This is a genomic window from Jannaschia sp. L-14R (genome assembly GCF_056857695.1).
Genome location: NZ_JBSXNP010000010.1, coordinates 1 through 22,118, shown reverse-complemented (window position 1 = coordinate 22,118; position 22,118 = coordinate 1). Strand labels below are relative to the sequence as shown.

Sequence of the window (22,118 nt, the reverse complement as noted above, 5' to 3'; positions counted from 1 at the left end):
ACCATTTTCACCGCAAGAGCATTCCGATCGCTTTCAGAGGCCAAGCCGATCCAACATTCGGTAGGTCGCGACGGTGGCCGGCAGAAACCACGGATCGCCTGAATACAGTGGTCGGGTCGGAAATGCTGGTCGCATCAGAGCCGTCTCGCCGCCAGGCAATCCCAGCACCCGCAGGCCTGCCTTCCAGCCCAGATAAGATGCCATGCCGACGCCCGATCCGCAGTAACCCATGGCGTGATGGATGTGATCACGACTGTCCGTATGGACCAGCGAATCAAATGTGAAGCCGACGTAACCTGACCAGGCATGGGTAATCCGCGCCTGCGCTAGTTCGGGGAATACGGCGCACATCGCCGCCCGCAGTCGCATTGCCGCCACGGCTGTGCCTGTCTCTCCCGCACTGGTGCGCCCGCCAAAGAGCACGCGCCGTCCGTTCGGCGAGGGACGGAAGTAATAGACGACCCGGCGGCTGTCCGACGCGATTCGTCCGGTGGGGAAAAGCCGTGCCATCAAATCCGGCGCCAACGGCTCGGTCGCAATGATGTAGCTTCCGACCGGCACGATCCGCCTTCGATGCCAGGGGGAAAGTGCGCCGGAATATCCATTCGTGGCCAACACCACGTCGCGCGCGGCAACAGGCCCCCTCGGGGTAACTACCGTTATGCCGGCACCATTCTCATCAAGTGTCAGTGCGGGCATATCGGGCAAGACCTGCACCCCGGCCTCCAGCACCTTGGCCAGCAGCCCCGCGTGATAGCGCCCTGGATCCAGGCTGGCATGCCGGTGGAACACAGCGCCGCCATGATAGGCGTCGGTGCCCAGTTCCTCTCGCTGCCGGTCGCGCGGCACCAGCGTGATGTCCTCGCCATCAGCCAGGTGCGCGAGTGCGGAAAAAGCCGCAGGCGTTGCCGCTGCGTGGAACCGGCCGCAGGGGACGAAGGCGCAGTCAATTTCCTCGCGACGCACGAAATCCTCGATGTAGGCGCGCGACGCCACCCCCTCGGCCAAGATGCCGCGTGCGGTCTCTGCCCCATGAGCGCGGGTCAGCCTGGCGAGGCCCGGCTTGATCGAAGTGCTGATCTGGCCGCCGTTTCGCGTCGAACACCCGTGCCCGGGGGTGCCCGCCTCCAACACCACCACCGACCGACCGCCGCGCGCGATCGCCAGCGCAGCCTGAAGACCCGTGTAGCCAGATCCGATCACCACTGCGTCTGCACGGGCGGGCAGCTTGCCGACGGAAATCTGCGCCGGGGGCGAATCTTCCCACCAAAACGGGGTCGTCGCGGGCTTCATAAGGTGATCTTTGCCGCTACGCTTTTGTCGCGCAGATAGTTACGGATTGCCGCAAAGCCTTTGTCGCGCCCGAAGCCGGACTGTCGGTCGCCACCGAACGGCATCTCGATCCCGCCCGCAAAATACTCGTTGGCATAGCCCTGCCCCGCGTCAACCTCGTGCGCGACCCGGTGGGCGGCGCGGCTTTTCATGCGCGCGCCCGACTCCGATACGGCGAACGGACCGCCGATGAGATGCCCGGTCGGAAGTTCCGGCAAAATGCCCCGTTCCCGAGACATCTGCACCATCGATGCGATACTCATGCTTCGACCTCGCTGACCTGATAGTCGGCCCGTTCCAGCCAATCCGGCGCGATCTCCACGCCCCAGCCGGGCGTGTCGGTCACATGTGCCTGACCGCCGTCGATGACGTAGGGGTCAGTGGCGAACAGCCCGTATTGCCATGGATAGTAATCCGCCTCTTCAATCGAGAATTCGAGATACTTGCCGGCGTTCGGAATCGCGCGCAGCAGGTGCATGGTGAATAGCGTCACCATCGACAGATTGGCGCAATGGGGCGTGACCGGCAGGCCCGCCGCCTCGGCCATCCGCGCAATCCGCAGCGTGCGACCGATACCCCCTGCATAAAGGATGTCGGGCTGTGCCACATCCACAGCCCGCAACTCGAACATCCGCCGCCATGTCGGCAGCCAGCAATCCTGTTCGCCGCCGGTCACGTCGATGTCCAGCGCAGCGGCAACTTCGGCCGTCTGTTCAAGCTCCCAATATGGGCATGGCTCTTCGTAATGGCTGATGCCGTGGTCTTGTAACATGCGTCCGTAATGGATCGCTTGCTCGGGCGCATAGCACGAATTGGCGTCGGTAAGCAGGGCCACGTCCTCGCCGTCGAAGGCGCGGGAGACTGCAGGGATAATGGCCTCGGTCCGGCCTACCCACTCGTCGCGGCCCCGCCCCACCTCGGCCCCGATGCGGAACTTGAAGGCGTCAAAACCTTTTTCGCCGTGCAGCCGACAGAACCGCTCGGCCTCGGCCTCGGGCGTGATATCGCGCTTCATGGAACTCGCATAGACGCGGACCGGACCCGGTGCGCCGCCGATCAGTGCCGTGACGGGCACGCCTGCCGCCTTCGCCTTGAGATCCCATAACGCAGTGTCCACGCCGCCGATGGCACGGCATATGTAGGAGCCCGGAAACTTGTGCTCGCGCTCAAGCACCGTATCGAAGAGATCATCGACATCCCCGAAGGACCGGCCCAGCACGTGCGGTGCGACCTGTCGGTGCAGAACCTGCGCCGTGATATCGGAGTGGTAGGTCGAGACCTGCCCCCAGCCCTGGGCACCGATTTCGTCGGTCACCCGGACGAAGCCCACGAATTCCGTGGCGAACGTTTCGATCCGCGCCAATCGCATAGGGTGCCTCCGCCGGTCTTGCCTGACGATATGGCTTGCAAATCGGTCCGCGGATAAGGTCCACTTCCGCAAAGCTGACGGACCAATCGGGGTAAACGGACCAATGACGTGACCAAATATTCCGGCGGCGCACTGATCCCGACCCTCCACGTTGATCGCGATGATGCCGCCAACCTCTCGCTGCAACTCGCCACGCGCCTGCGGGATCTGATCCTGTCGGGCGATTTGCCCCCTGGCACGCGCCTTCCCGCCAGCCGCACACTGGCAAACGATCAGAGCGTGTCGCGCACGACCGCCGTAACTGCCTATGAGCAGCTTGTCTCTGAGGGGCTGATCCTCAGCCGGGTCGGGGCGGGCACCTATGTCAGCCAGGACATCCAGCCCAGCCCCGCGCCCGCCCCCACCGTCGAGGTCGAGCGCCTGCCCCGGCTCGCCTCTCTCAGCCGCGATGCGACCGAGCAGTTCTTTCCGCGCCTCGCCCATCCAGTTACGCCAATGGCCTTCGTCACAGGCATGCCGGCCTTCGACGACTTTCCGATGGCGATGTGGTCACGACTGTCCGCGCGGTACTGGCGCGGGACCCGCGCCGACCTCATGTCCTATCCCGACGCCGCCGGTCTGCCCGCGTTGCGTCGCGCCATCTGCCGCCATCTGCGCGCCAATCGCGGCCTGGTCTGCGATCCAGACGAGGTCTTCGTGTTCGCGGGCGCGCAAGACGCCTTCTTGCAGATCGCGCAGCTTCTCCTTGATCCCGGTGACCGGGTCTGGATGGAGAACCCCGGTCCCATTGGTGCCCGCAACGCCTTCATCGCCCGCGGCGCGACACTGATCCCGGTCCCGGTGGACGAGCACGGATTGGACGTCGCCGCCGCAATGGCAAAGGCACCGGACGCCCGCCTTGCGTTGGTAACGCCCGCGCATCAGCATCCGCTCGGCCACACGATGAGCCGCGACCGTCGCTTCGAACTGCTGCAGGCCGCCAGCCGGATCGGTGCATGGGTCGTCGAAGACGATTACGTCGGCGAATTCCACTACGGGCGCGCACCGCAACCACCCCTAAAGGCGCTCGACAGTGGCGGGCGTGTGATCTACGTCGGTACATTCTCCAAGGCACTCTTTCCGGCAATCCGTCTGGGCTATGCCATTGTGCCCCGCAGCCTGGCCCCGATCTTCGAGCGCACCCTGGGGGCCGCGGCCCACGGGGTCAGCCATGCAATGCAGGCAATCGTTGCAAAGTTTATCGACGAGGGGCATTTTTCGGCCCATCTGCGCCGGATGCGCGATCTCTACCGTGCCCGGCGCGACACCCTGCTGGAAGAGTCCGAGCGCCACCTGTCCGGGCTTCTTGACGTGCGCCCGACCGAGACCGGGTTCCACACCATCGGCGTCTTGCCCGAGGGCCGCGACGAGTTGGTCATCGCCGCGACCGCGGCCCGCGCGGGTCTCGCGACCGCGCCACTCGGAGGTTTCGCGCTCCAACCGCTGGACAGACAAGGCCTGACGCTGGGGTTCAGCGCCATTCCCTCGATCGAGATAACGCGCGGCGTGAAGCGCCTCGCGACTGTGCTCCGGGCGCGCTAGAGATCTGCTGCGACCATCTCCGCAGCCCGCTCCCCGATCATCAGACACGGGGCGTTCAGGTTGCCTGCCGGAATTAGCGGCATGATCGATGCGTCGGCCACCCGAAGACCCTCGAGGCCGTGCACCCTGAGCCGGGGATCGACCACCGCGCCGCTGGCCGCGTTGGCGCCCATCGCACAGGTGCCACACTGGTGATAGACTGATGTGGTCGTCTCGCGGATGAAGGTTTCAAGTGCGTCGCGATCCATCATATCGCGGCCCGGCGTCAGTTCCCGTCGAGTGTAGCGCGACAGTTCCGGGCGCGCGGCAATGGCCCTCATGATCGGAACGGCATCGAGCATTTCGTCCATGTCCTCCGGAGCAGAGTAGTAGCCTGCATGCAGTTCGGGGCGATCCTGCGGATCGGCGGAGCGGATATGCAGCCAGCCCCGGCTTTTCGGATGGCAGTTCGACACCCCGATCATGAAGCCGGGAAAGACATCCGGCATGGTTAGCCGCCGTCGCCCCGGTGTGGCGCGCGTGTAAGACAGCGGCGAGAAATAGAGTTGCAGGTTGGGGCGTGTCCGTCCGGTATCGCCCCGCACGAAACCACCGGCCTGATTTACGCTCAGGCTCAGTGGCCCATCGCGCGTCATCAGCCAGGTCAGCCCGGCCCGGCCCCGCGCCCAGAGCGGACCGAGCGTGGCGTTGAGCGTCGGGACTGTCGCCTCGAAGACAAGGTCGTAGCCGACATGGTCCTGCAGGTTGCGACCGACCGAAGGTGCTGCGCTGACTACGTCGATCCCAAGCGGCCTGAGACGGTCCGGGTCGCCGACGCCCGACAGTTGCAGAAGCTGCGGAGAACCTATGGCTCCCGCGGACAGGATCACCTCGCGTCGCGCCATCACCCGTCCCAGCCGCCCACCGCGCAGAAACTCGACGCCCACAGCGCGACTGCCCTCGAACAGGATGCGCGTTGCCGTCGCGTCCCGCAGCAGACGCAGGTTCGGGCGGCGCAGGGCCGGGGTCAGATAGCCGGTCGCCGCCGAGGATCGCCATCCGTCCCGCACCGTGATCTGGTTAATGCCTACCCCCTCCTGGTCGGCTCCGTTGAAGTCGGGGTTGCGCGCATGGCCCAGTGCCGCGCCTGCTGTCACAAAGGCATGGGACAAGGGATGCGCGGCACGGGTCATGTCGCGGACATGGATCGGACCCGACCCGCCGCGCCACCGGCTCTCGCCGCCCGCCCATGTCTCCAGACGTCGGAAGGCGGGCAGAACGTCGGCATAGGCCCACCCGGTGCAGCCCGCTGCGGCCCAGCTATCGTAATCGGCTGCATGCCCGCGTACGAAGACCATAGCATTGATCGACGAGGATCCGCCAACCACGCGCCCGCGCGGCCAATAGGCTCTCCGCCCCCCGAGACCGGGATCAGGTTCCGTGTAATAGCGCCAGTTCAATTGCGGATGGTAGAAGGCCCCGCCATAGCCGATGGGCATGTGTACCCACAGGCTGCGGTCCGATCCACCTGCCTCAAGAATGGTCACGCTCAGATCGGTCCGGTCGGACAGGCGCGCGGCCAGCACGCATCCCGCAGATCCCGCGCCCACGATCACCACATCGGCCACGTCACTATTGCTTCTGATCACCCCCTACCTCCCGTCTGCCGCGCTGCCACGGTAGAGCGTGACCGATTTCCCTGTCGCCAGCCATTCCGGCTATGCTGGCGGACCAATCATGGAAGAATGACACGTGACTGCTCAGCCGGTCCACGGCGCGGCCTTCATCAAGGCAGTGTCTACTGCCCGGGTTGCAGGCGCTGTATCCGCCACTGATCCGAGGACAGTGGGCCAGCACCACGCTTGATCTGGCTCTGCAAACATCTGGCTGTGATCGGGCAGACGTTTGATGGAACCCGCAAGATGAGGCGATCACTTGCTTAACTCAGGTCGTATTATAACCCGAAGACGCTGATGATCGGCAAAGTCAGGTTTTTGTTCTTATTTCCCCGTCAGTGCCCAAGTATCTTCGACAGGAAATCCTCGGCGCGCTCGCTCTCGGGGTTGTCGAAGAAATCATTCGTCGGCCTGTCTTCCACGATTGCGCCCTCGTCCATGAAGATGACCCTGTCCGCCACTTTGCGTGCGAAACCCATCTCGTGGGTCACAACCATCATCGTCATCCCTTCCTGTGCCAGTTCGATCATCACATCCAGCACCTCTTTGATCATTTCCGGATCGAGGGCCGAGGTCGGCTCGTCAAAGAGCATCGCGATCGGATCCATAGCGAGCGAGCGCGCGATCGCTATACGCTGTTGCTGACCACCGGAGAGCTGGCTCGGATACTTCTTTGCGTGGTCCTCCATACCAACCCGCGTCAGCAGCTTTTCCGCACGGACCACAGCTTCTTTCCGGCCCCGACCGAGAACTTTCTCTTGGGCCAGGCAAAGATTTTCAAGCACCGACATGTGCGGGTAAAGCTCGAAATGCTGGAAAACCATGCCGATACGCGATCGCAGCGCGGTCAGGTTGGCCCGCTTGGCGGTCACCTCGTCACCGTCCACGGTAATCTTGCCCTCCTGCACCGGCTCCAACCCGTTGACGCATTTGATCAGAGTCGATTTACCAGAACCGGACGGGCCGCAGACCACGACCACCTCCCCTTTGCGGACGCTTGTCGTGCAGTTGCTCAGCACGCGAAAATCGCCATACCATTTGCTGATGTTTTCGATACTGATCATGTGCTCATCCGGGACTTGAGGCTTCTGACTAACATCGAGCCGGAGAAGCATATTACGAAATAGACAACAGCTGCAAAGAGATACATCTCGACCAGTCTGCCTTCTGTCCGCGCGACAATCGACGAGGCCGTCATGAAATCACGCAAGGAAACGACGAAGACCAGCGACGTGTCCTGAAACAGAATGATGCCTTGCGTTACAAGGATCGGGATCATGTTCCGAAAGGCTTGCGGCAGGACAACATAGCGCTGGATCTGCCAATAATTCAGGCCGGTCGACTGACCGGCGTGGATCTGCCCGCGCTTCACGCTCTGGATGCCTGCACGCATGATTTCAGAGTAATAGGCCGCCTCGAAGAGAACAAAGGCGATCAACGCCGAGTAAAAGCTGCCGATCGGCCGCCCCAGCACAAGGGGCACGAGAAAATAGAACCAGAAGATCACGAGGATCAGGGGAACCGACCGGATCAGGTTGACGTATGTGGCGGCGATCAGGGACAGCGGAAGAATGCCCGAAAGCCGCGCCAGCGCCAGCAATGTGCCCAGTACGATACCCCCGATAATCGACAGAAAGGTCAGCCAGAGGCTCAATTGCAGCCCCTGCCAGAGAAACGGCAAGGAAGACCAGATAACATTGAAGTCGAAATCTGCCATGCTCAACCTTCCGTGCCGACGTAGCCGGGAATACGGGTATATTTCTCGAGCAGTTGCATCAGCCCAGTCGCCACGAGTGCGATGCACACATAAATCACGGTTGCGGCGGTGAAGGCTTCAAAGCCCTGAAACGTGTACTCGGCGATCTGCTGGCTTTGGGCGGTCAGTTCCAGAAGACCTATGGTCAGAGCCAGGGAAGAATTCTTGAAGACCGTCAGAAACTCGGACGTCAGTGGCGGCACGATCATACGAAACGAGATCGGCAACAGGACGTAGCGATACGTTTGCGACACGCTGAGGCCATGTGCCGTTGCGGCGGAGGTCAGACCGGGAGGCACGGTCTCGATGCCTGCGCGCACCTGCTCTGCGATGCGCGATGCGGTGTACAGCGCGAGCGCTATGACCGCGGTAACGAATTCCGGATTTGGCATGTCGCGCTTCATCCACCGGCCCCAGTCATCCGGCAGCAATTCGGGAACGGCGAAATACCAGATGAATATCTGCACCAGCAGCGGCACGTTGCGGAAAATCTCGACGTAGGTCGCGCTGACGGCCCGGATCACACGGTTTGGCACCGTTTTTCCGACTCCGACCAGCGCACCGATCACCAATGCAATGCACCATGCACTCAGCGCGACTGACACGGTCCAGCCAAATCCACTGATCAACCAAGAAAGATATTGTTCCTCGAACAGAACAGCCCAATTCCAGTTGTAGTTCATCTGTCATGCCCCGCTGATGAAAGGACCGGCAAGCTACTGCACTGCCGGTCCAGTTTTCATTTACTCGGGCAACGCGCCAAGTTCGAAGGCAGCTTCCAGCAGCGGATCGGCGGGAACGCCCAGCTCATCGAACCATTTCGCGTAGATCGCGTCGATCTCGCCCGACCGGAAAACGTCTGCCAAGGCTTTCTTACCGACAAGTTCGAAGGCGCTGTCATCGCGTCGCACCATCAGGGCGTATGGGTCGAACGACAGGAAATCACCCACGACCGCGAAATCGTCTGGAGTCTTTGACTTCGAGATCAGACCATAGAGCAGAATGTGATCGGAGGCGTATGCATCCACGCGGTCGGTTTCCAGGGACAACATGCCCTCGGCGTGATCGCGCACAGGCAGGATCTTTACGTCCATGCCCGCAGCTTCAACCGCGGCCATGACCGCCCGCTCATTGGTCGTTCCCTGCGCCAGCGCGATGGACTTGCCGTCCAGATCGTCCACCGAGCTGATGCCGGAATCCTTGCGGGTCAGGATTTTTGTGCCTGTCACGAAGGTCACCGGCAGATATTCGACCTGCTGCTGACGTGTCAGGTTGTTGGTTGTCGAGCCGCATTCAAGATCAATCGTACCATTTGCCATGAGGGCGATCCGCGTCTTCGGATTGACCGGCACGTATCTGACCGTCAGTTCCTTATCCAGTTCCGCAGCCACAGCATCCACGATCTTCATGCACAGATCGATGGAATAGCCGATCGGTTGCTGGTTTTCGTCGAGATATGAAAACGGTACAGAGCTTTCGCGGTAGCCAAGAACAATCTCGCCGCTCGAGGCGATCTTGTCCAATGTCCCGCCGTGACTTTCGGCAGACGCCATCGGTGCCGAAAGTCCTATAGCAAAGGCTGTTGTCAGCATTATTCGCTTGAATAACATTCCATTTCTCCTTGTTGGTTGAGATTTTCGGCTTTTTTAGTTTTGTCAGGCCGGTCCGTGCCGCTGCGACCCCGGATTTGGACTTCTGGCTATGACGAGGTCATCGCAGTCTGTCCTCATCGTGTCTAAACCCTTTGCCAATAGCCAGTCCAATGCAAATTGGTACGGTTAACTTGCATAAATCGCAAGTTTATTTGTCGCTCAGGAAGTCTTCCAGGATAGCCTTAAACAGCTTTGGCTTTTCAAGGTGGGCCGCGTGGGATGTCCCCGGAAGGATCGCCAGTTGCGCGTTTGGCAATGTCCGCCAAAGTATTTCGATCTGCCCCCAGCGATAGGATTGATCCAGTTCGCCCCAGAGAATGAGCGTCGGCATCTCAAGATCCCGCAATGCAGGGCGACCGTCCCAATGAGCCATCGCATCAAGGCCCGCGAGCGCGGCCTCACGGCTCGTCGCAGCTCCGATACTAGCCACCATTTCGAACGCGGCCGCCGCTTCACCGTCGCGAAACCAGGTGGCTCCGATCCGTCTTGAGGTCGCTTCGACACCATCGGCCATCAGCCGCTCTCGTGAGATTTCTATAGGCTCGAACCGATTGGGCAAAAGACCCAGCGGCCCGGTGCCGTACAGGATCAGCCCGAGCACACGTTTCCCGACTTTTGCTGCAATCTCCTGCGCGATCATGCCACCCATGGAGTGGCCCAGAAGCACGAACTCGGTCATATCCAGCTGATCTAGCAGTTCAATAATGGCATCGGCCATATCGCCGATCCGTTCACAGGCCGGCAAATCGGTGGCCTCGGCAAAGCCCGGAAGGGCGGGTGCGATGACATCGAAATGCTTGCTGAAATGGGCGATTTCCTGCGCCCATTGCTTTGATCCGCCAAGATAGCCGTGGATAAGCACCAACGGCATTCCGCGTCCTGCACGCCGATGAGGCAGCAAGGGCGTCATCGTCACTGCATCTGCTCCGGCAGCCAGAGAGCAATATCGGGTGCCGCAATAAGCACCGCGATCAACAGCACCATCATGCCAATGAAAGGCAGGCAGCCCATGATTACATCGCCGATGCTGACCTGGTCCCGACTTATGGCTTGAATGACATAAAGGTTCAGCCCCACAGGCGGCGTCAGCACCGCAATCTCCATCGTAATGGTATAGACCACACCGAACCAGATCAGGTCATAGCCAGCGGCGCTCATCAACGGATAAATCGTGGGCAGGGTGATGAAAGTCATGGAGACGGGCTCCAGGAACATCCCGAGGACGATATAGAAGACCAGCACGATGATCAGGACGGTTGTGGGCGACAGGTCGAAGGATAGAAAAAGCTCGGTGAATTGTTGCGGCACGCGGTAATAGGTCAGCACGAAGCCGAACAGGACCCCGGCGGACAGCAGCAGCCCGAGATAGCCCATGGTCCGCATGGTTGCGAAAAGCGCGTCCTTGAACCCCTGCCACGTCAGACCACCGACGCCGAAGGCGAGGATGACGGTAAGCAGGGCGGCCACTGCGGCGGCTTCGGTCGGGGTAGCGATGCCCGCATAGATCGCTACGGTGATGACGAGGCCGATCAGCAAGACAGGCCCGACCGTGTTCAAGATCATCAGGAAAGGCATTTTCGTGACATCTTCACGCCCCGGAATGTCCTGCGGCCTGAGCATTCCCCAGATCAGCACGACGACAACAAAACTCGAAACCAGCAAGACGCCCGGAATGACCCCTGCGATGAACAGATCCCCGATGCTCTGATCCGTCACAATCCCGTAGAAGAGCAGGATCAGGCTGGGCGGAATGAGCACCGACAGCGTACCACCCGCTGCCAGAACCCCGCTGGACAGGCGCTTGCCATACCCAAGACGCAGCATTTCCGGCAACGCCACACCGCCGATGGTCAGCGCCCCCACCATGGACGAGCCGCAGACCGCACCGAACCCTGCGCTGGCGCCGATGGAGCCGTAAGCGGCGGACCCCTTGATCCGCACGCCCTGGTGCAGGAACTGATACAGGTTCGGCCCAATCCTCGACTTGCCGATCAACTCGCCCAGAAAGACGAAAAGCGGTACGGCCAGCAGGATATAGTCGATCCAGACGCCCCATAGCTTCAGCTCCGCCGAGACGATCGAAGTGCTCCAGCCCTGGATTTGCCAAAGAAACGGCATGGAAGCCGCCGCGAGCGCGAAAGGGATCGGCAATCCGATCACGATAAATAGCATCAAGAGACCAAGAAGACCCAGCCCGACAGTATACCATTCCATCAGCGGTCTCCGTAGGCGGCGGGCGTCCGGATCAATCGGATCAGGCGCAATGCGGCATAAAATGAGAACAGAACCAGCGCCAACGCGCCCGGCGCCCAGAAAAGATAGCGCGGCCACAGCAGGATTTCCGAAGCCACGCCGGAATTGTAGGCGCGGATCGTAGCGCTGACCCCGGCATAGGAAAAAAACAGTCCCACCCCCAGCATCAGCACATGGTTGATCACATCGAAGACCTTGCGCATGCGGTGCTTCAGCAGATCGGTCGCCATGGTGACCTTGGGATATGCATCCTCGCGCATGGCATAGGCCAGACCGGCGAAAGCGACAGGGAACAGCAGCAAGGCCGTCGCTTCGGTCACCATCCGGTCAGGCTTCCCAAGCCCGTAGCGAACGAAGACCCCGTAGGAAATCCAGACCATCTGGATCAGAACGATCACGCCCCCTGCCCCTGCAAGCCAGACGACACAGCGTTCGACACCTCGGATAAGTCGGTCGAGTTCCTCGTCCATGCCAAGTCTCATTCCGTAGTTCGATCTGACCATTGGTGATCCGCCTCCATGCGGATCACCATGATGGATGCGGCGACGCTTCAGGGCGCGTTGCTGGCCAGCAAGTCGCGGATTTCGCCCGCCAGGCCGGCACCGCATGCCGCATCGACTTCGGCGTCCCACTTGTCCTTGACGCTGGCGATCAGGCTTGCGCGCTGCTCATCGGAGATCGAAACGGCGGAACCGCCGCCTTGCATCACGGCATTGCCGACCTGTTGATCAACCCAGCCTTCATAAAGCGGCTTGAGCCAGGCTTCCGTTTCTGTCGCCGCTCCGGTCAGCGCGGTTTGTTCTTCCGGGGTGAGCGCGTCGAACTTGTCCTTGTTCATCATGTACTGGATGTTGCCGTAAAACAGGTTGGCGTTCACCATGTAGGGCATGACCGTCCACAGCTTCCATGAACTGTAGGTCGCGACACCCATGTTGATGCCGTCAACAACGCCGCGCTCGGCGGATTGGAATACTTCTTTCGGCGCAACAAAAACCGGCTCACCGCCCCAGCTTTCGATCATCATGCTGACCAGCGGTCCGATTGACCGCACCAGTTGGCCGTCGAGTTTTCCGATGTCGTCGATAGGCTCTTCGAACCACCACTCCTGATCGTAGGAATAGTTGGAATTGATCAGCGGCACGAGGTTCACATTGGCAGCTTCCGCGCGGACCAGTTCGGCATAGGCGGCATCCATCTCGACCTGGTTTTCAAGGCTGACTTCCGCCGGATAAAGCGAGGTCACCGCATAGCAGGGCAGACGATTGTCGGCATTGATCCAACTGATGTCGGACACGCCACCCTGAAGCGAATCCACTCCCTCGGACCAACCGTGCAGCGTTCCGGACGGAAAGATATCGACCGTGACGCTCCCGCCGGTTTTTTCCGCCACCAGTTCGGCGAAATGCTGGAAGCCCTGATAGCGGATGTCGGCTTCGTTGACGTATGTGGACAGGCGCAGGGTCGTTTGAGCCTGGACGGCACCCGTTGTCGCGACCAGCCCAAATGCTGTCACCGCGAATGTTTTCTTCCATGTGATCTTCATCGTTATCTCCATGTTGTCGTTGAGCGCCTGACAGATCTTTGTCTGCATCTGACGTTTTCTGGGTATCTGACCGGTTGTTGGTGGGGGGACCCGGAACGCCTCAACCTGAGCCCAACGGTAAGGGCCGAGTTTCGACGGGCGCCAATTCAAACATGGAATTGAATCATGCAAAATTTGCATAGTTACTTTACAGCAAGGCGTTATGAAGATATTTTCATCGGATGGATCTGAACTGGTTGCAGGACTTTGCCTGCTTAGGTCGCACGTTGAACTTTACGCGGGCGGCGGAAGAACGAAATATCACCCAACCTGCCTTCAGTCGGCGGATCAAATCGCTGGAAATGTGGCTGGGCGTTCCGCTGATCAAGCGTTCCACATATCCGATCCAGCTGTCTGATGCCGGCCATCAGTTTTTGCCCGTCGCGCGAGAGACAATCGCGAACCTGTCCGACATTCGTCAAAGCATCCGCGCCGAAGAACGCGGCAGCACGGCATTCCAGCGTTTTGCCGTGCTGCACACGATCTCGGTCAATTATCTGTCGCGCCGCATCGCGGATCTTGAGCAGCAGTTTCCGGACCTGCGTGTGCGTGTCTATTCCGATAACCTGAGTACGTGCTGTCATCTTCTGCTGGAGGCGACATGCGATTTTCTACTTTACTACAGCTACAAGGACGTGGCCCCGAATTTCGATGAAGCCCTGTTCGTGCGCAAGGACATCGGCACCGAGCAGTTCATTCCGGTGGCGAAAACATCCGCCGCGACTGACGGGGGATGGGATCTTGATCGCTCCGACATCAGGGATATTCCCTACCTGGGATATGATCCCAGCAGTTTTCTCGGCACAGTCGTCGATCAGACAATCGGAAAGCGGAAACCACCATTGAAGCTGCGCTACATGGATGCACTGACAGAAGCCATCAAGCGACGCGTGCTATCGGGCAGCGGTATTGCCTGGCTCCCGGAAGGAGCGGTCAGCGAAGAAATCGCGAGCGGCTCCCTGATGCAGGTCGGCGGACCTGAATGGGAAGCGACACTGACGCTTTCACTACACTGTTCGCTCGACCGTCTGGACATGACCGGAAAACGCGTCTGGGAAGCGCTTTAAATTCGCCGGCAACACGATATCAGTCAAGATATTGTGCCAGATGGAATCAGTCTGCGTATCCTGACCGTCCCGTAGACGGAACGCCCTGATCTCAAGCGCCTGCATCGGAAGGCTCGCCTCAAGCGAAACAAGCGTTTCGTGTGCGAGAGCGCTAGCGACCAGTGACCGCGGCAGCCAGGCCACGCCGAGCCCGCCCAGAGCGAACTCGTATGCGGCCAGCGTCAGGGCGGTTTCGGCCTTGGCCACGATCGTAATGTCTGCCCTGAAGCGTGGCGCGATCATCCGATCAAAGACCTGCCCAAGAAAAACGCCCCCAGGGTAGCCTATGACTGGAATCTGCGGCGACGATGCAATCTCTTCCAGTGACGGGGCACAAACCGGCACCAGCATGTCACTGCCGATCTGCCGTGTTTCAAAAGCCTTTTCGAAAACTGCCGTCTGGTCGCCGGGTACAGTATACATCACGGCGAAATCGACCTCACCGGACAACAATTGCACCATACACTCGTCCTGATTTCCTGACCGCACTCTGACCGACATGTCGTCATATTGCGCCATGGCTCGCACGATCCAAGGCGAAACCGTTGTGGTGATCGCATGCTGACAGGCAATGCTCATCTTGCCATTCGTCTGGCTGCTGGACGTTTTCAACCTGTAACGCATTTTCCGCAGACGCAGGCTCAGGTCGCGCAGTTCCGGTGCCAGAGCTTCGACCCCGGCCATCACCGTCACCGGCTTGCGTCGTCGATCAAAAAGTTCGGTGCCGATGCTGTCCTCGATAAGACGAACGCGGCGGGTAAATGCGGATTGCGTCAACAGCCGCTTTTCGGCAGCGCGCGCAAGCGATCCATTATCGAGCACCGCAAGTATATCGTCGATCCACTCCAACCGCATTTTCCACTTCCCTTCAAAATTGCGATCAACGCAAGTTACATGTGCCAATTTGCATTAGGAATGATGGTTCTGCGCAAGTAAACATCGAATGAAGCAAATTAAGGATCATGCAATGCACCTTGCCCGTTTTCCGCGCCGATTCCTCGCCCACCTCCCCACGCCGCTCGAACGCCTCGATCGCCTGAGCAAGGAACTGGGCGGTCCGGAAATCTGGATCAAACGGGATGACTGCACGGGCATGTCTACCGGTGGCAACAAGACGCGCAAACTAGAGTTTCTTATGGCCGAAGCCGAGCTCCAAGGCGCGGAAATCGTCGTCACTCAAGGCGCGACCCAATCCAACCATGCTCGCCAGACCGCGGCCTTTGCCGCCAAGATGGGCATGGGGTGTCACATCGTACTGGAAGACCGCACAGGGTCAAACGATGCCAATTACAACAACAACGGCAACGTGCTTCTGGACCACCTGCATGGTGCGACGACCGAAAAGCGCGGAGGCGGCGGGGATTTCAACGCCGTCATCGAAGAAATCGCAGATCAGATGCGGGCCGACGGCAAGAAAGTATATACCATTCCGGGCGGCGGCTCGAACCCGACGGGTGCCTTGGGCTATGTCAACTGCGCTTTCGAGCTTCTGGGCCAAGTGAACGGCACAGGCATGAAGATCGATCATATCGTGACCGCCACCGGCAGCGCAGGAACGCAGGCGGGCCTGGTTGTCGGGCTGAAGGCAATGAATGCACAGATCCCTCTTTTGGGCATCGGCGTTCGCGCACCCAAGATGAAACAGGAAGAAAACGTCTTTAAGCTTGCCTGCAAAACAGCGGAGAAGCTTGGATGTCCGGGGGTCGTGACCCGTAAGGACGTCGTGGCCAACACGGACTATGTCGGTGAGGGATACGGCATCCCCACGGAAAGCGGCCTGGAGGCGATCCAGATGTTTGCGGAATTGGAAGCGATTCTTCTTGATCCGGTTTACTCAGCCAAAGGCGCCGCTGGCTTGATCGACCTGATCCGGAAAGGACATTTCAAAAAGGGCGAGCGGGTAGTTTTTCTGCACACCGGGGGGTCAGCGGCGCTATTCGGCTACGATGCCGCCTTCGACTTCTCGGACCGCTGGTCCTGACCGGATAGCGACATGACGGATGCCGCAAACAGGTTTCGGCGCGTCGGTGTTCTGGGCGGCATGGGTGTCGAGGCGACCATCGCGCTGATGCAAAGGGTGCACGCCGCCACCGCGGCGGAAGGCGATCAGGATCATGCCCCGATGATCGTGGATATGAACCCGCAGGTACCCTCGCGCATCCGCCATATTATCACACAGGACGGGCCCGACCCGGGGCCGGTCTTGGCTCAGATGGCCAAAAGGTTGGAACAGGCCGGTGCGCAGGTTCTGGCCATGCCGTGCAACACGGCGCATCTATATGCGTCAAACATCGTGCAAGCCGTCAACATCCCGTTGCTGAACATGCCCCGCCTCGCCTGCTCGGAGGCCGCATGTGGCATGACGCGCGGGGACGTCGTCGGCGTTCTCGCCTCGCCTGCGACGAACCGGACAGGCCTGTTCAGAAACCTTTTGGAAGACGCGGATCTAAGGTCAGCTTTCCCTGAAGACGAGACCGAAATCCTGGCGTCCATACGCCGGATCAAGAAACACGGACCAAGCCAGGCCGACCTCACCCTGTTGGAAAATGAGGCTGCCACGCTTGTTCGCGAGGGTGATGCGCGCGTCATCATAGGCTGCACCGAATTTTCCCTAGTCAGCAAACAGATCCGTTGTCCGGTTCCGGTATTGGACACGCTGGATGTTCTGGCAAACGCGATTGTTGTATTTTCAGGCGTCCGGGCCAAACGCGTGACCTGGCAATCGGAACCGCATGTGAAACATCCCTAGAGTTGTTGCCGCTTTGCCGCCTGACTTCAATCTGTGCCATAGAAGATGTCAGGGGGAACGTTGCCAATCGCAGATTTTGGTGGTCGTATCCACGCCAGTCGTTCCGTGAATGACATGCGGAACACACCAGGGAGGAGAAAAACATGCCTAAGGTAATAATTCTCGGCGCGGGTCTTCTGACGGCCTTCGCTATGACGGCCGGCAGCGCGCTGGCACAGGAGGAGTGCGCCAACCGGGGCACACTCGACGTCATGTATTGCGATGCGGACGGCGATCTTGTCGCCGATGCGCCGACTGACCCCAGCGAATTGATAGACCCGGACACCCTCGTCTTTGCCTATACGCCAGTCGAAGATCCCGCGATCTACGAGGACATCTGGACCCCGTTCATCGAACATCTGGAAGAGGTCACCGGCAAGGACGTGCAGTTCTTCGCAGTGCAATCGAACTCCGCCGAGGTCGAGGCCATGCGGTCGGGCCGCCTGCATATCGCAGGTTTTTCCACCGGGCCGACACCCTTTGCAGTGAACCTTGCAGGCGTGGAGCCTTTTGCCATCATGGGCGCCGAAGACGGCCAGTTCGGCTATAAGCTGCAGGTTTACACGCAGGCCGACAGTGACATCAAGGAAATGGCCGACCTGGCGGGCAAGCGCGTCGCGCACACCTCGCCCACGTCGAACTCGGGCAATCAGGCGCCGCGCGCCTTGTTCCCCGATCTGGGCGTCGTGCCGGATCAGGACTACGAAGTGATCTATTCCGGCAGCCACGACCAGTCCATGCTGGGTGTGGTCGCGGGCGACTATGATGCGGCCCCTGTCGCGTCCGAAGTCGTGGATCGCATGGCAGAGCGTGGCCTTTACGATCCTGCGGACGTTCGCATCGTATGGGAAAGTGATCCGTTCCCGACAACGTCCTACGGTGTGGCCTACAACCTGGCGCCAGAGCTGAAAGAGAAGATCAAGGAAGCCTTCTTCAGCTTCGACTTCGCCGGCACCGCACTGGGCGAGGAATTCTCCGGCGTCACCAAGTTCGTTCCGATCACCTACAAGGATCAATGGGCCGTCATTCGCCAGATCCAGTCGGCCAATGGTGTCGAGTATACGCCCCAAGGCCTTGCTGCTGAATGATATTTCCCGTTGGGGCCGGTCTATTGGGTCGGCCCCACACAGAAGGCGGTCCAAATGTTGAAAATCACTGACCTCGTCAAACGGTATGGCAGCGGGGATCCGGTTCTCAAGAATCTTGACCTGACAATCGAGGGCGAAAGCGTCGTGTCGATCATCGGGTCGTCTGGTGCCGGCAAGAGCACGCTGCTGCGCTGTATCAACCGGCTGGTGGAGCCGACGTCAGGTTCAATCAATCTAAACGGGACCGAGCTGACCAGCCTGCGTGGTAAGAACCTGCGCGCGGCGCGCCGCAAAATCGGGATGGTGTTCCAAAGCTTCAATCTCGTCGACCGCCTGACGGTGATGGAAAACGTCCAGTCCGGACGGCTTGGATATATTTCCACCTGGGCCGCAGTGACACGTCGCTATCCGAAAAAGGACATTCGCCGTGCGTTCGAATTGATGGAACGCGTCGGCATCGCTCATTACGCCAACACCCGCGCCGATCAGCTGTCGGGCGGCGAACGTCAGCGCGTCGGCGTTGTGCGTGCCCTGATGCAGGACCCTGACATCCTTTTGGCGGACGAGCCGACAGCATCGCTAGACCCCAAGACATCGGAGCAGATCATGGGTCTGCTGCGCGATCTGGCGGGCGAACTGAAGTTGCCCGTCGTCATCAATATCCACAACGTGACCGAGGCCAAGGAATACACCGACCGGATCGTCGGGATGCGCTATGGCCGTATCATCTTCGACGACAAACCAGCGCAGCTCGATCAGGCCGCGATGGACGAGATCTATGCTGGCAGCCCGCACGCGGACCGCACCGACGACATGGCTGCGGCGTCATGAGCGCGGCGCGCGACACATGGTCAAAACCGCCTTTCATTGCGAACCCGGTGCTCCGTTGGACCGTCTATCTGGGTGCAATCGCCTATTTCGGCTGGGTCGGCCTGACCATGCCCATCGACTGGAACCGCGTTGCCGAAGGCATCGTCCGTGCTGGCCGGATCTTTGGCGGAGCCTTCCCGCCCAGCTTCGAACGCAGCCAGTTGCTGATGGACGGTTTCCTCGAAAGCCTCAAGATCTCGGTGCTGGCGACGGCGGGAGGCGTGCTTCTATCGATCCCGATCGCATTCATGTCAGCGCGTAATGTTGCTCCCCTGCCGATCTTCTACCTTGGCCGGGCGATAATCATCATCGCCCGCAGCTTTCATCCCGTGATCGTCGCCATCCTGTTCGTCAAGGCGGTCGGCTTTGGCCCCTTCGCCGGGGTTCTTACGCTGATCGTCTATTCCATCGGCTTCGTCGCCAAGATGCTTGCCGAGCGGATAGAAGAAATCGACTTCGGCCAGGTCGAAGCGATGCGGGCAGCTGGTGCGCCCTATCTGTCCACACTGGTCTATGCGATCTTTCCGCAGATCATGCCCCGCCAGATCGGCCTGACCATCTATCAACTGGACTCGAACCTGCGGGCCTCCGCCGTGGTTGGGATCGTGGGTGCGGGCGGTATCGGTGCAACGCTGGCCAACGCCTTCGGGCGCTATGACTACGACTTCGCGCTTGCCATCACCATCGTCATTGTCGGTGCGATCCTTTTGTCGGAGGCAGTCAGCGGCGCCATACGAAAGCGCATTCAATGACGTCCATCGCAGAACAGTTCGGTCGAGACGACTGGGTTCGCTTCACCCCGAAACAGAAATTCACCCGCTGGGCCATTCTGCTGGGCTGCGGTCTGGCCATAGCTTGGGCTCTGACCTCGATCGAGGTGGTCTGGGCATGGGTCTGGGGCGCACCGGAACAAATCAGCGACCTGTTCGGGCGGATGTATCCACCCGATCCCAGTAACCTTGGCACGATCCTGCGGGTGCTGTGGGACACGGTGAACATCGCGACCTTTGCCACGGCCTTTGCGGTGCTGTTTTCGCTGCCAGTGGCCTATATCGCCGCGCAGAATACCACGCCAAACCAAGTGACACTGTGGCTTGGGCGGCTGATCCTTGTAACGTCCCGGTCGGTTAACACGATTATTTGGGCGCTTCTGTTCGTCGCCATTTTCGGTCCCGGCGTCGTGGCGGGAATCGTGGCGATCATGTTTCGGTCCATCGGGTTCATCGGCAAACTTCTGGGCGAAGCGATCGAGGAGATCGATACGCGCCCGGTCGAAGCGCTGGAGGCCACCGGCGCGTCACGCTTCAAGGTCATCGTTTACGCAATCGTGCCACAGGTGATGCCCACCTTCTGGGCCGTGGCGATCCTGCGTTGGGACATAAATCTGCGAGAATCCACTGTGCTGGGGCTGGTCGGCGCCGGTGGTATCGGGATTATCCTGCAGGGTGCCATCGACACCTTCAACTGGCCCGAGGTCGCGACCATCCTGATCGCGATCATCGTGCTGGTAATCATTGGCGAAGTGATCTCGGCATTCCTGCGCCGCCGCATCCTTTGATCGGCTTTCAGTTCGTCGATCCTGCGGAGGCGTTTGAAGCCTATCTGAGCGTGCAACATCGCCTGCCCCCGGCCACCGGCGGCGGGCGCGCGCTCAATGCCAGTTTCGCCGATATTGTTGCGCCGTTCGATTTGATCCTATTCGATGCCTATGGTGTGCTGAACGTCGGTGAAACCGCCATTCCCGGTGCCGCAGAGACCATTGCCGCGCTTCGCCAAGCCGGCAAATCCGTCGCCGTCGTGTCCAACTCCGCCGGCTATCCGAAAGCCCGGATGATGACGCGCTATGCCGCGCTCGGCTTTGACTTCGCGCCATCCGAGGTCGTGACCAGCCGTGACGCCCTCCTGCTTCGCGTCGAGAGCGAGCCGCACTCCAACTGGGGTGTCATGCTGAATCCGACCGCGGACCTAGGCGAGATTTCCAATCTCAACGCCTGCATCCTCACTGATGAACCTAACGATTACGACCGTGTGGATGGGTTTCTGCTCGTCGGCTCTGACGGCTGGACCGACGCGCGTCAGACGCTGCTGGAGACCGCGCTGATCCGCTCGCCGCGCCCTGTTCTTGTCGGCAATCCGGACATGGTCGCCCCACGAGAAAACGGCTTGTCGCGTGAACCCGGCTGGTTCGCGCACAAACTTGCGGATGCGACGGGCATCGAACCGGTGTTCTTTGGCAAACCATTTCCCGACATTTTCGAGATGGCGCGGACGCGCTTTGAACGCCCGACCCCGCCTGAACGCGTACTCATGGTCGGTGACACTCTGCATACCGACATCCTCGGCGGACATCAGGCTGGTTTTGCTACCGCTCTCGTCACCGGATATGGATCGCTGACTAATTTGGATGTGACCAATGCCATCCGGCGCTCGGCGATCGTTCCCGACTTTATCATCGACCGGATTTGATTATGCGAAGTGAACTTATCGACATATTCCCTGGCGGCGGCTTGGATATTCTATATACCATTGATGAGATCCATTTGGGCGGCCTGCCATCAACTCGGTCGTACAGGTAAAATCACTCCTGAATTGTCGCACGTCACGCTCATCGACGACGCGGCGCAATCTCTCCAAATCGCACACCTATGCTTTTGCTTGGCTATTGCATGGGCATCCGGTCCGAGCGGCGACTTTGCAAAGAGGTGCATGTCAATCTGGCTTACCGGTAGTTTTGCAAGTTCGGCCTGGCTGATCCGGTGCCGGATCATTCGGCCTTTTCCAAGAACCACCATGGGCGCTTCCGCGAAATCCGGCTATTCTGTTATCTGTTCGAGACAGTCTTGCAGTGAACCTGTCACGGTTTGATGCCGGGACTGAACAACTAGCGGGCTGACGCGCAAGCAGGTGGCTGACGACCTTGGCGTGGGCATGGCGACGCTGACTAGGTGTTTGATCCCACGGTTTGATGGTGCGATCCATTCGATGGACTGGAAGGAAGCACTATGGGACAAGTTCGTCACGGCAGCGCCACGACCACGTACGCCGTCAGAGCAGCAATACAGCGATCGCAAGCTTCGATCGCGGGG

General features: G+C 60.1%; 23 protein-coding genes and 2 pseudogenes. 11 read left to right on the top strand and 14 right to left on the bottom strand.

What is annotated here, in order from left to right; all coding sequences use genetic code 11:
• Positions 1-33 precede the first annotated feature (33 nt).
• The 3 genes from AC13C2_RS08450 to AC13C2_RS08440 are packed head-to-tail and all read right to left on the bottom strand — an operon-like array spanning position 34 to position 2,851.
• On the bottom strand, positions 34-1,293 hold the full coding sequence (locus AC13C2_RS08450) for an NAD(P)/FAD-dependent oxidoreductase (RefSeq protein WP_482886539.1): 1,260 nt from the start codon (positions 1,291-1,293) through the stop codon (positions 34-36).
• Complete coding sequence (locus tag AC13C2_RS08445; protein WP_482886538.1) at positions 1,290-1,595, bottom strand: aldehyde dehydrogenase family protein; 306 nt, start codon at positions 1,593-1,595, stop codon at positions 1,290-1,292. The genes AC13C2_RS08450 and AC13C2_RS08445 overlap by 4 nt, the downstream gene beginning before the upstream one ends.
• Positions 1,592-2,851 (bottom strand): mandelate racemase/muconate lactonizing enzyme family protein, encoded by a 1,260-nt coding sequence (locus tag AC13C2_RS08440; RefSeq protein ID WP_482886537.1) that lies wholly within the window; start codon positions 2,849-2,851, stop codon positions 1,592-1,594. Before AC13C2_RS08440 ends, AC13C2_RS08445 begins: the two co-directional genes overlap by 4 nt.
• On the opposite strand from AC13C2_RS08440, the gene pdxR reads away from it, so the two are divergent.
• Entirely contained in the window at positions 2,810-4,282 is a 1,473-nt protein-coding gene (pdxR, locus tag AC13C2_RS08435; RefSeq protein WP_482886536.1) for a MocR-like pyridoxine biosynthesis transcription factor PdxR, read from the top strand. The two genes, AC13C2_RS08440 and pdxR, sit on opposite strands and share 42 nt — an antisense overlap.
• Here pdxR and AC13C2_RS08430 read toward each other — a convergent pair.
• From AC13C2_RS08430 to dctP, 9 genes are all read right to left on the bottom strand, one after another.
• Positions 4,279-5,910, bottom strand: a complete 1,632-nt coding sequence (locus tag AC13C2_RS08430) for a GMC family oxidoreductase (RefSeq protein WP_482886535.1) — start codon at positions 5,908-5,910, stop codon at positions 4,279-4,281. The genes pdxR and AC13C2_RS08430 overlap by 4 nt on opposite strands.
• A gap of 362 nt (positions 5,911-6,272) precedes the next feature.
• Positions 6,273-7,001 (bottom strand): amino acid ABC transporter ATP-binding protein, encoded by a 729-nt coding sequence (locus AC13C2_RS08425; protein ID WP_092763812.1) that lies wholly within the window; start codon positions 6,999-7,001, stop codon positions 6,273-6,275.
• Positions 6,998-7,654, bottom strand: coding sequence for an amino acid ABC transporter permease (locus tag AC13C2_RS08420; RefSeq protein WP_092763814.1), 657 nt, complete (start codon positions 7,652-7,654; stop codon positions 6,998-7,000). The genes AC13C2_RS08425 and AC13C2_RS08420 overlap by 4 nt, the downstream gene beginning before the upstream one ends.
• Positions 7,655-7,656: 2 nt before the next feature.
• The gene (locus AC13C2_RS08415) at positions 7,657-8,376 is read right to left on the bottom strand and encodes an amino acid ABC transporter permease (RefSeq protein ID WP_482886534.1); all 720 of its coding nucleotides are present in this window, start codon (positions 8,374-8,376) and stop codon (positions 7,657-7,659) included.
• Between the two features lie 60 nt (positions 8,377-8,436).
• Entirely contained in the window at positions 8,437-9,303 is an 867-nt protein-coding gene (locus AC13C2_RS08410) for an amino acid ABC transporter substrate-binding protein (protein WP_092763818.1), read from the bottom strand.
• 190 nt (positions 9,304-9,493) lie between these two features.
• Complete coding sequence (locus tag AC13C2_RS08405) at positions 9,494-10,216, bottom strand: alpha/beta fold hydrolase (protein ID WP_482886533.1); 723 nt, start codon at positions 10,214-10,216, stop codon at positions 9,494-9,496.
• A gap of 41 nt (positions 10,217-10,257) precedes the next feature.
• The gene (locus AC13C2_RS08400) at positions 10,258-11,559 is read right to left on the bottom strand and encodes a TRAP transporter large permease (protein ID WP_482886532.1); all 1,302 of its coding nucleotides are present in this window, start codon (positions 11,557-11,559) and stop codon (positions 10,258-10,260) included.
• Entirely contained in the window at positions 11,559-12,068 is a 510-nt protein-coding gene (locus AC13C2_RS08395) for a TRAP transporter small permease (RefSeq protein WP_092763824.1), read from the bottom strand. The genes AC13C2_RS08400 and AC13C2_RS08395 overlap by 1 nt, the downstream gene beginning before the upstream one ends.
• Positions 12,069-12,148: 80 nt before the next feature.
• Complete coding sequence (gene dctP, locus AC13C2_RS08390; protein WP_482886531.1) at positions 12,149-13,189, bottom strand: TRAP transporter substrate-binding protein DctP; 1,041 nt, start codon at positions 13,187-13,189, stop codon at positions 12,149-12,151.
• 188 nt (positions 13,190-13,377) lie between these two features.
• Here dctP and AC13C2_RS08385 point away from each other — a divergent pair, with 188 nt between their 5' ends.
• Complete coding sequence (locus AC13C2_RS08385; RefSeq protein WP_482886529.1) at positions 13,378-14,247, top strand: LysR family transcriptional regulator; 870 nt, start codon at positions 13,378-13,380, stop codon at positions 14,245-14,247.
• Here the strand turns inward: AC13C2_RS08385 and AC13C2_RS08380 are convergent.
• Entirely contained in the window at positions 14,188-14,865 is a 678-nt protein-coding gene (locus tag AC13C2_RS08380; protein ID WP_482886999.1) for a substrate-binding domain-containing protein, read from the bottom strand. The genes AC13C2_RS08385 and AC13C2_RS08380 overlap by 60 nt on opposite strands.
• Before the next feature lie 171 nt (positions 14,866-15,036).
• A pseudogene (locus AC13C2_RS08375) lies at positions 15,037-15,141 on the bottom strand (LysR family transcriptional regulator); the annotation flags it as partial.
• A 112-nt stretch (positions 15,142-15,253) separates the two neighbouring features.
• Between AC13C2_RS08375 and cuyA the strand changes: the two are divergent.
• The 9 genes and pseudogenes from cuyA to AC13C2_RS08330 form a co-directional block, all read left to right on the top strand.
• Positions 15,254-16,267, top strand: coding sequence for a D-cysteate sulfo-lyase (gene cuyA, locus AC13C2_RS08370; protein WP_482886528.1), 1,014 nt, complete (start codon positions 15,254-15,256; stop codon positions 16,265-16,267).
• Between the two features lie 12 nt (positions 16,268-16,279).
• Complete coding sequence (gene cuyB / locus AC13C2_RS08365) at positions 16,280-17,035, top strand: cysteate racemase (RefSeq protein WP_482886527.1); 756 nt, start codon at positions 16,280-16,282, stop codon at positions 17,033-17,035.
• Positions 17,036-17,178: 143 nt separating this feature from the next.
• The gene (gene phnD, locus AC13C2_RS08360; protein WP_092763834.1) at positions 17,179-18,162 is read left to right on the top strand and encodes a phosphate/phosphite/phosphonate ABC transporter substrate-binding protein; all 984 of its coding nucleotides are present in this window, start codon (positions 17,179-17,181) and stop codon (positions 18,160-18,162) included.
• Between the two features lie 54 nt (positions 18,163-18,216).
• A complete protein-coding gene (gene phnC / locus AC13C2_RS08355) occupies positions 18,217-18,993 on the top strand; it encodes a phosphonate ABC transporter ATP-binding protein (protein WP_092763878.1) in 777 nt (258 codons plus the stop codon).
• Entirely contained in the window at positions 18,990-19,784 is a 795-nt protein-coding gene (phnE, locus tag AC13C2_RS08350) for a phosphonate ABC transporter, permease protein PhnE (RefSeq protein ID WP_092763836.1), read from the top strand. The genes phnC and phnE (AC13C2_RS08350) overlap by 4 nt, the downstream gene beginning before the upstream one ends.
• On the top strand, positions 19,781-20,590 hold the full coding sequence (phnE, locus tag AC13C2_RS08345; RefSeq protein ID WP_092763838.1) for a phosphonate ABC transporter, permease protein PhnE: 810 nt from the start codon (positions 19,781-19,783) through the stop codon (positions 20,588-20,590). The genes phnE (AC13C2_RS08350) and phnE (AC13C2_RS08345) overlap by 4 nt, the downstream gene beginning before the upstream one ends.
• Positions 20,587-21,498 (top strand): HAD-IIA family hydrolase, encoded by a 912-nt coding sequence (locus tag AC13C2_RS08340; protein ID WP_482886526.1) that lies wholly within the window; start codon positions 20,587-20,589, stop codon positions 21,496-21,498. Before phnE (AC13C2_RS08345) ends, AC13C2_RS08340 begins: the two co-directional genes overlap by 4 nt.
• Before the next feature lie 179 nt (positions 21,499-21,677).
• Positions 21,678-21,878: pseudogene (locus tag AC13C2_RS08335) on the top strand (transposase); the annotation flags it as partial.
• Positions 21,879-21,936: 58 nt separating this feature from the next.
• On the top strand, positions 21,937-22,118 hold a 182-nt coding region (locus AC13C2_RS08330), incomplete at its 3' end, for a hypothetical protein (RefSeq protein WP_482886525.1).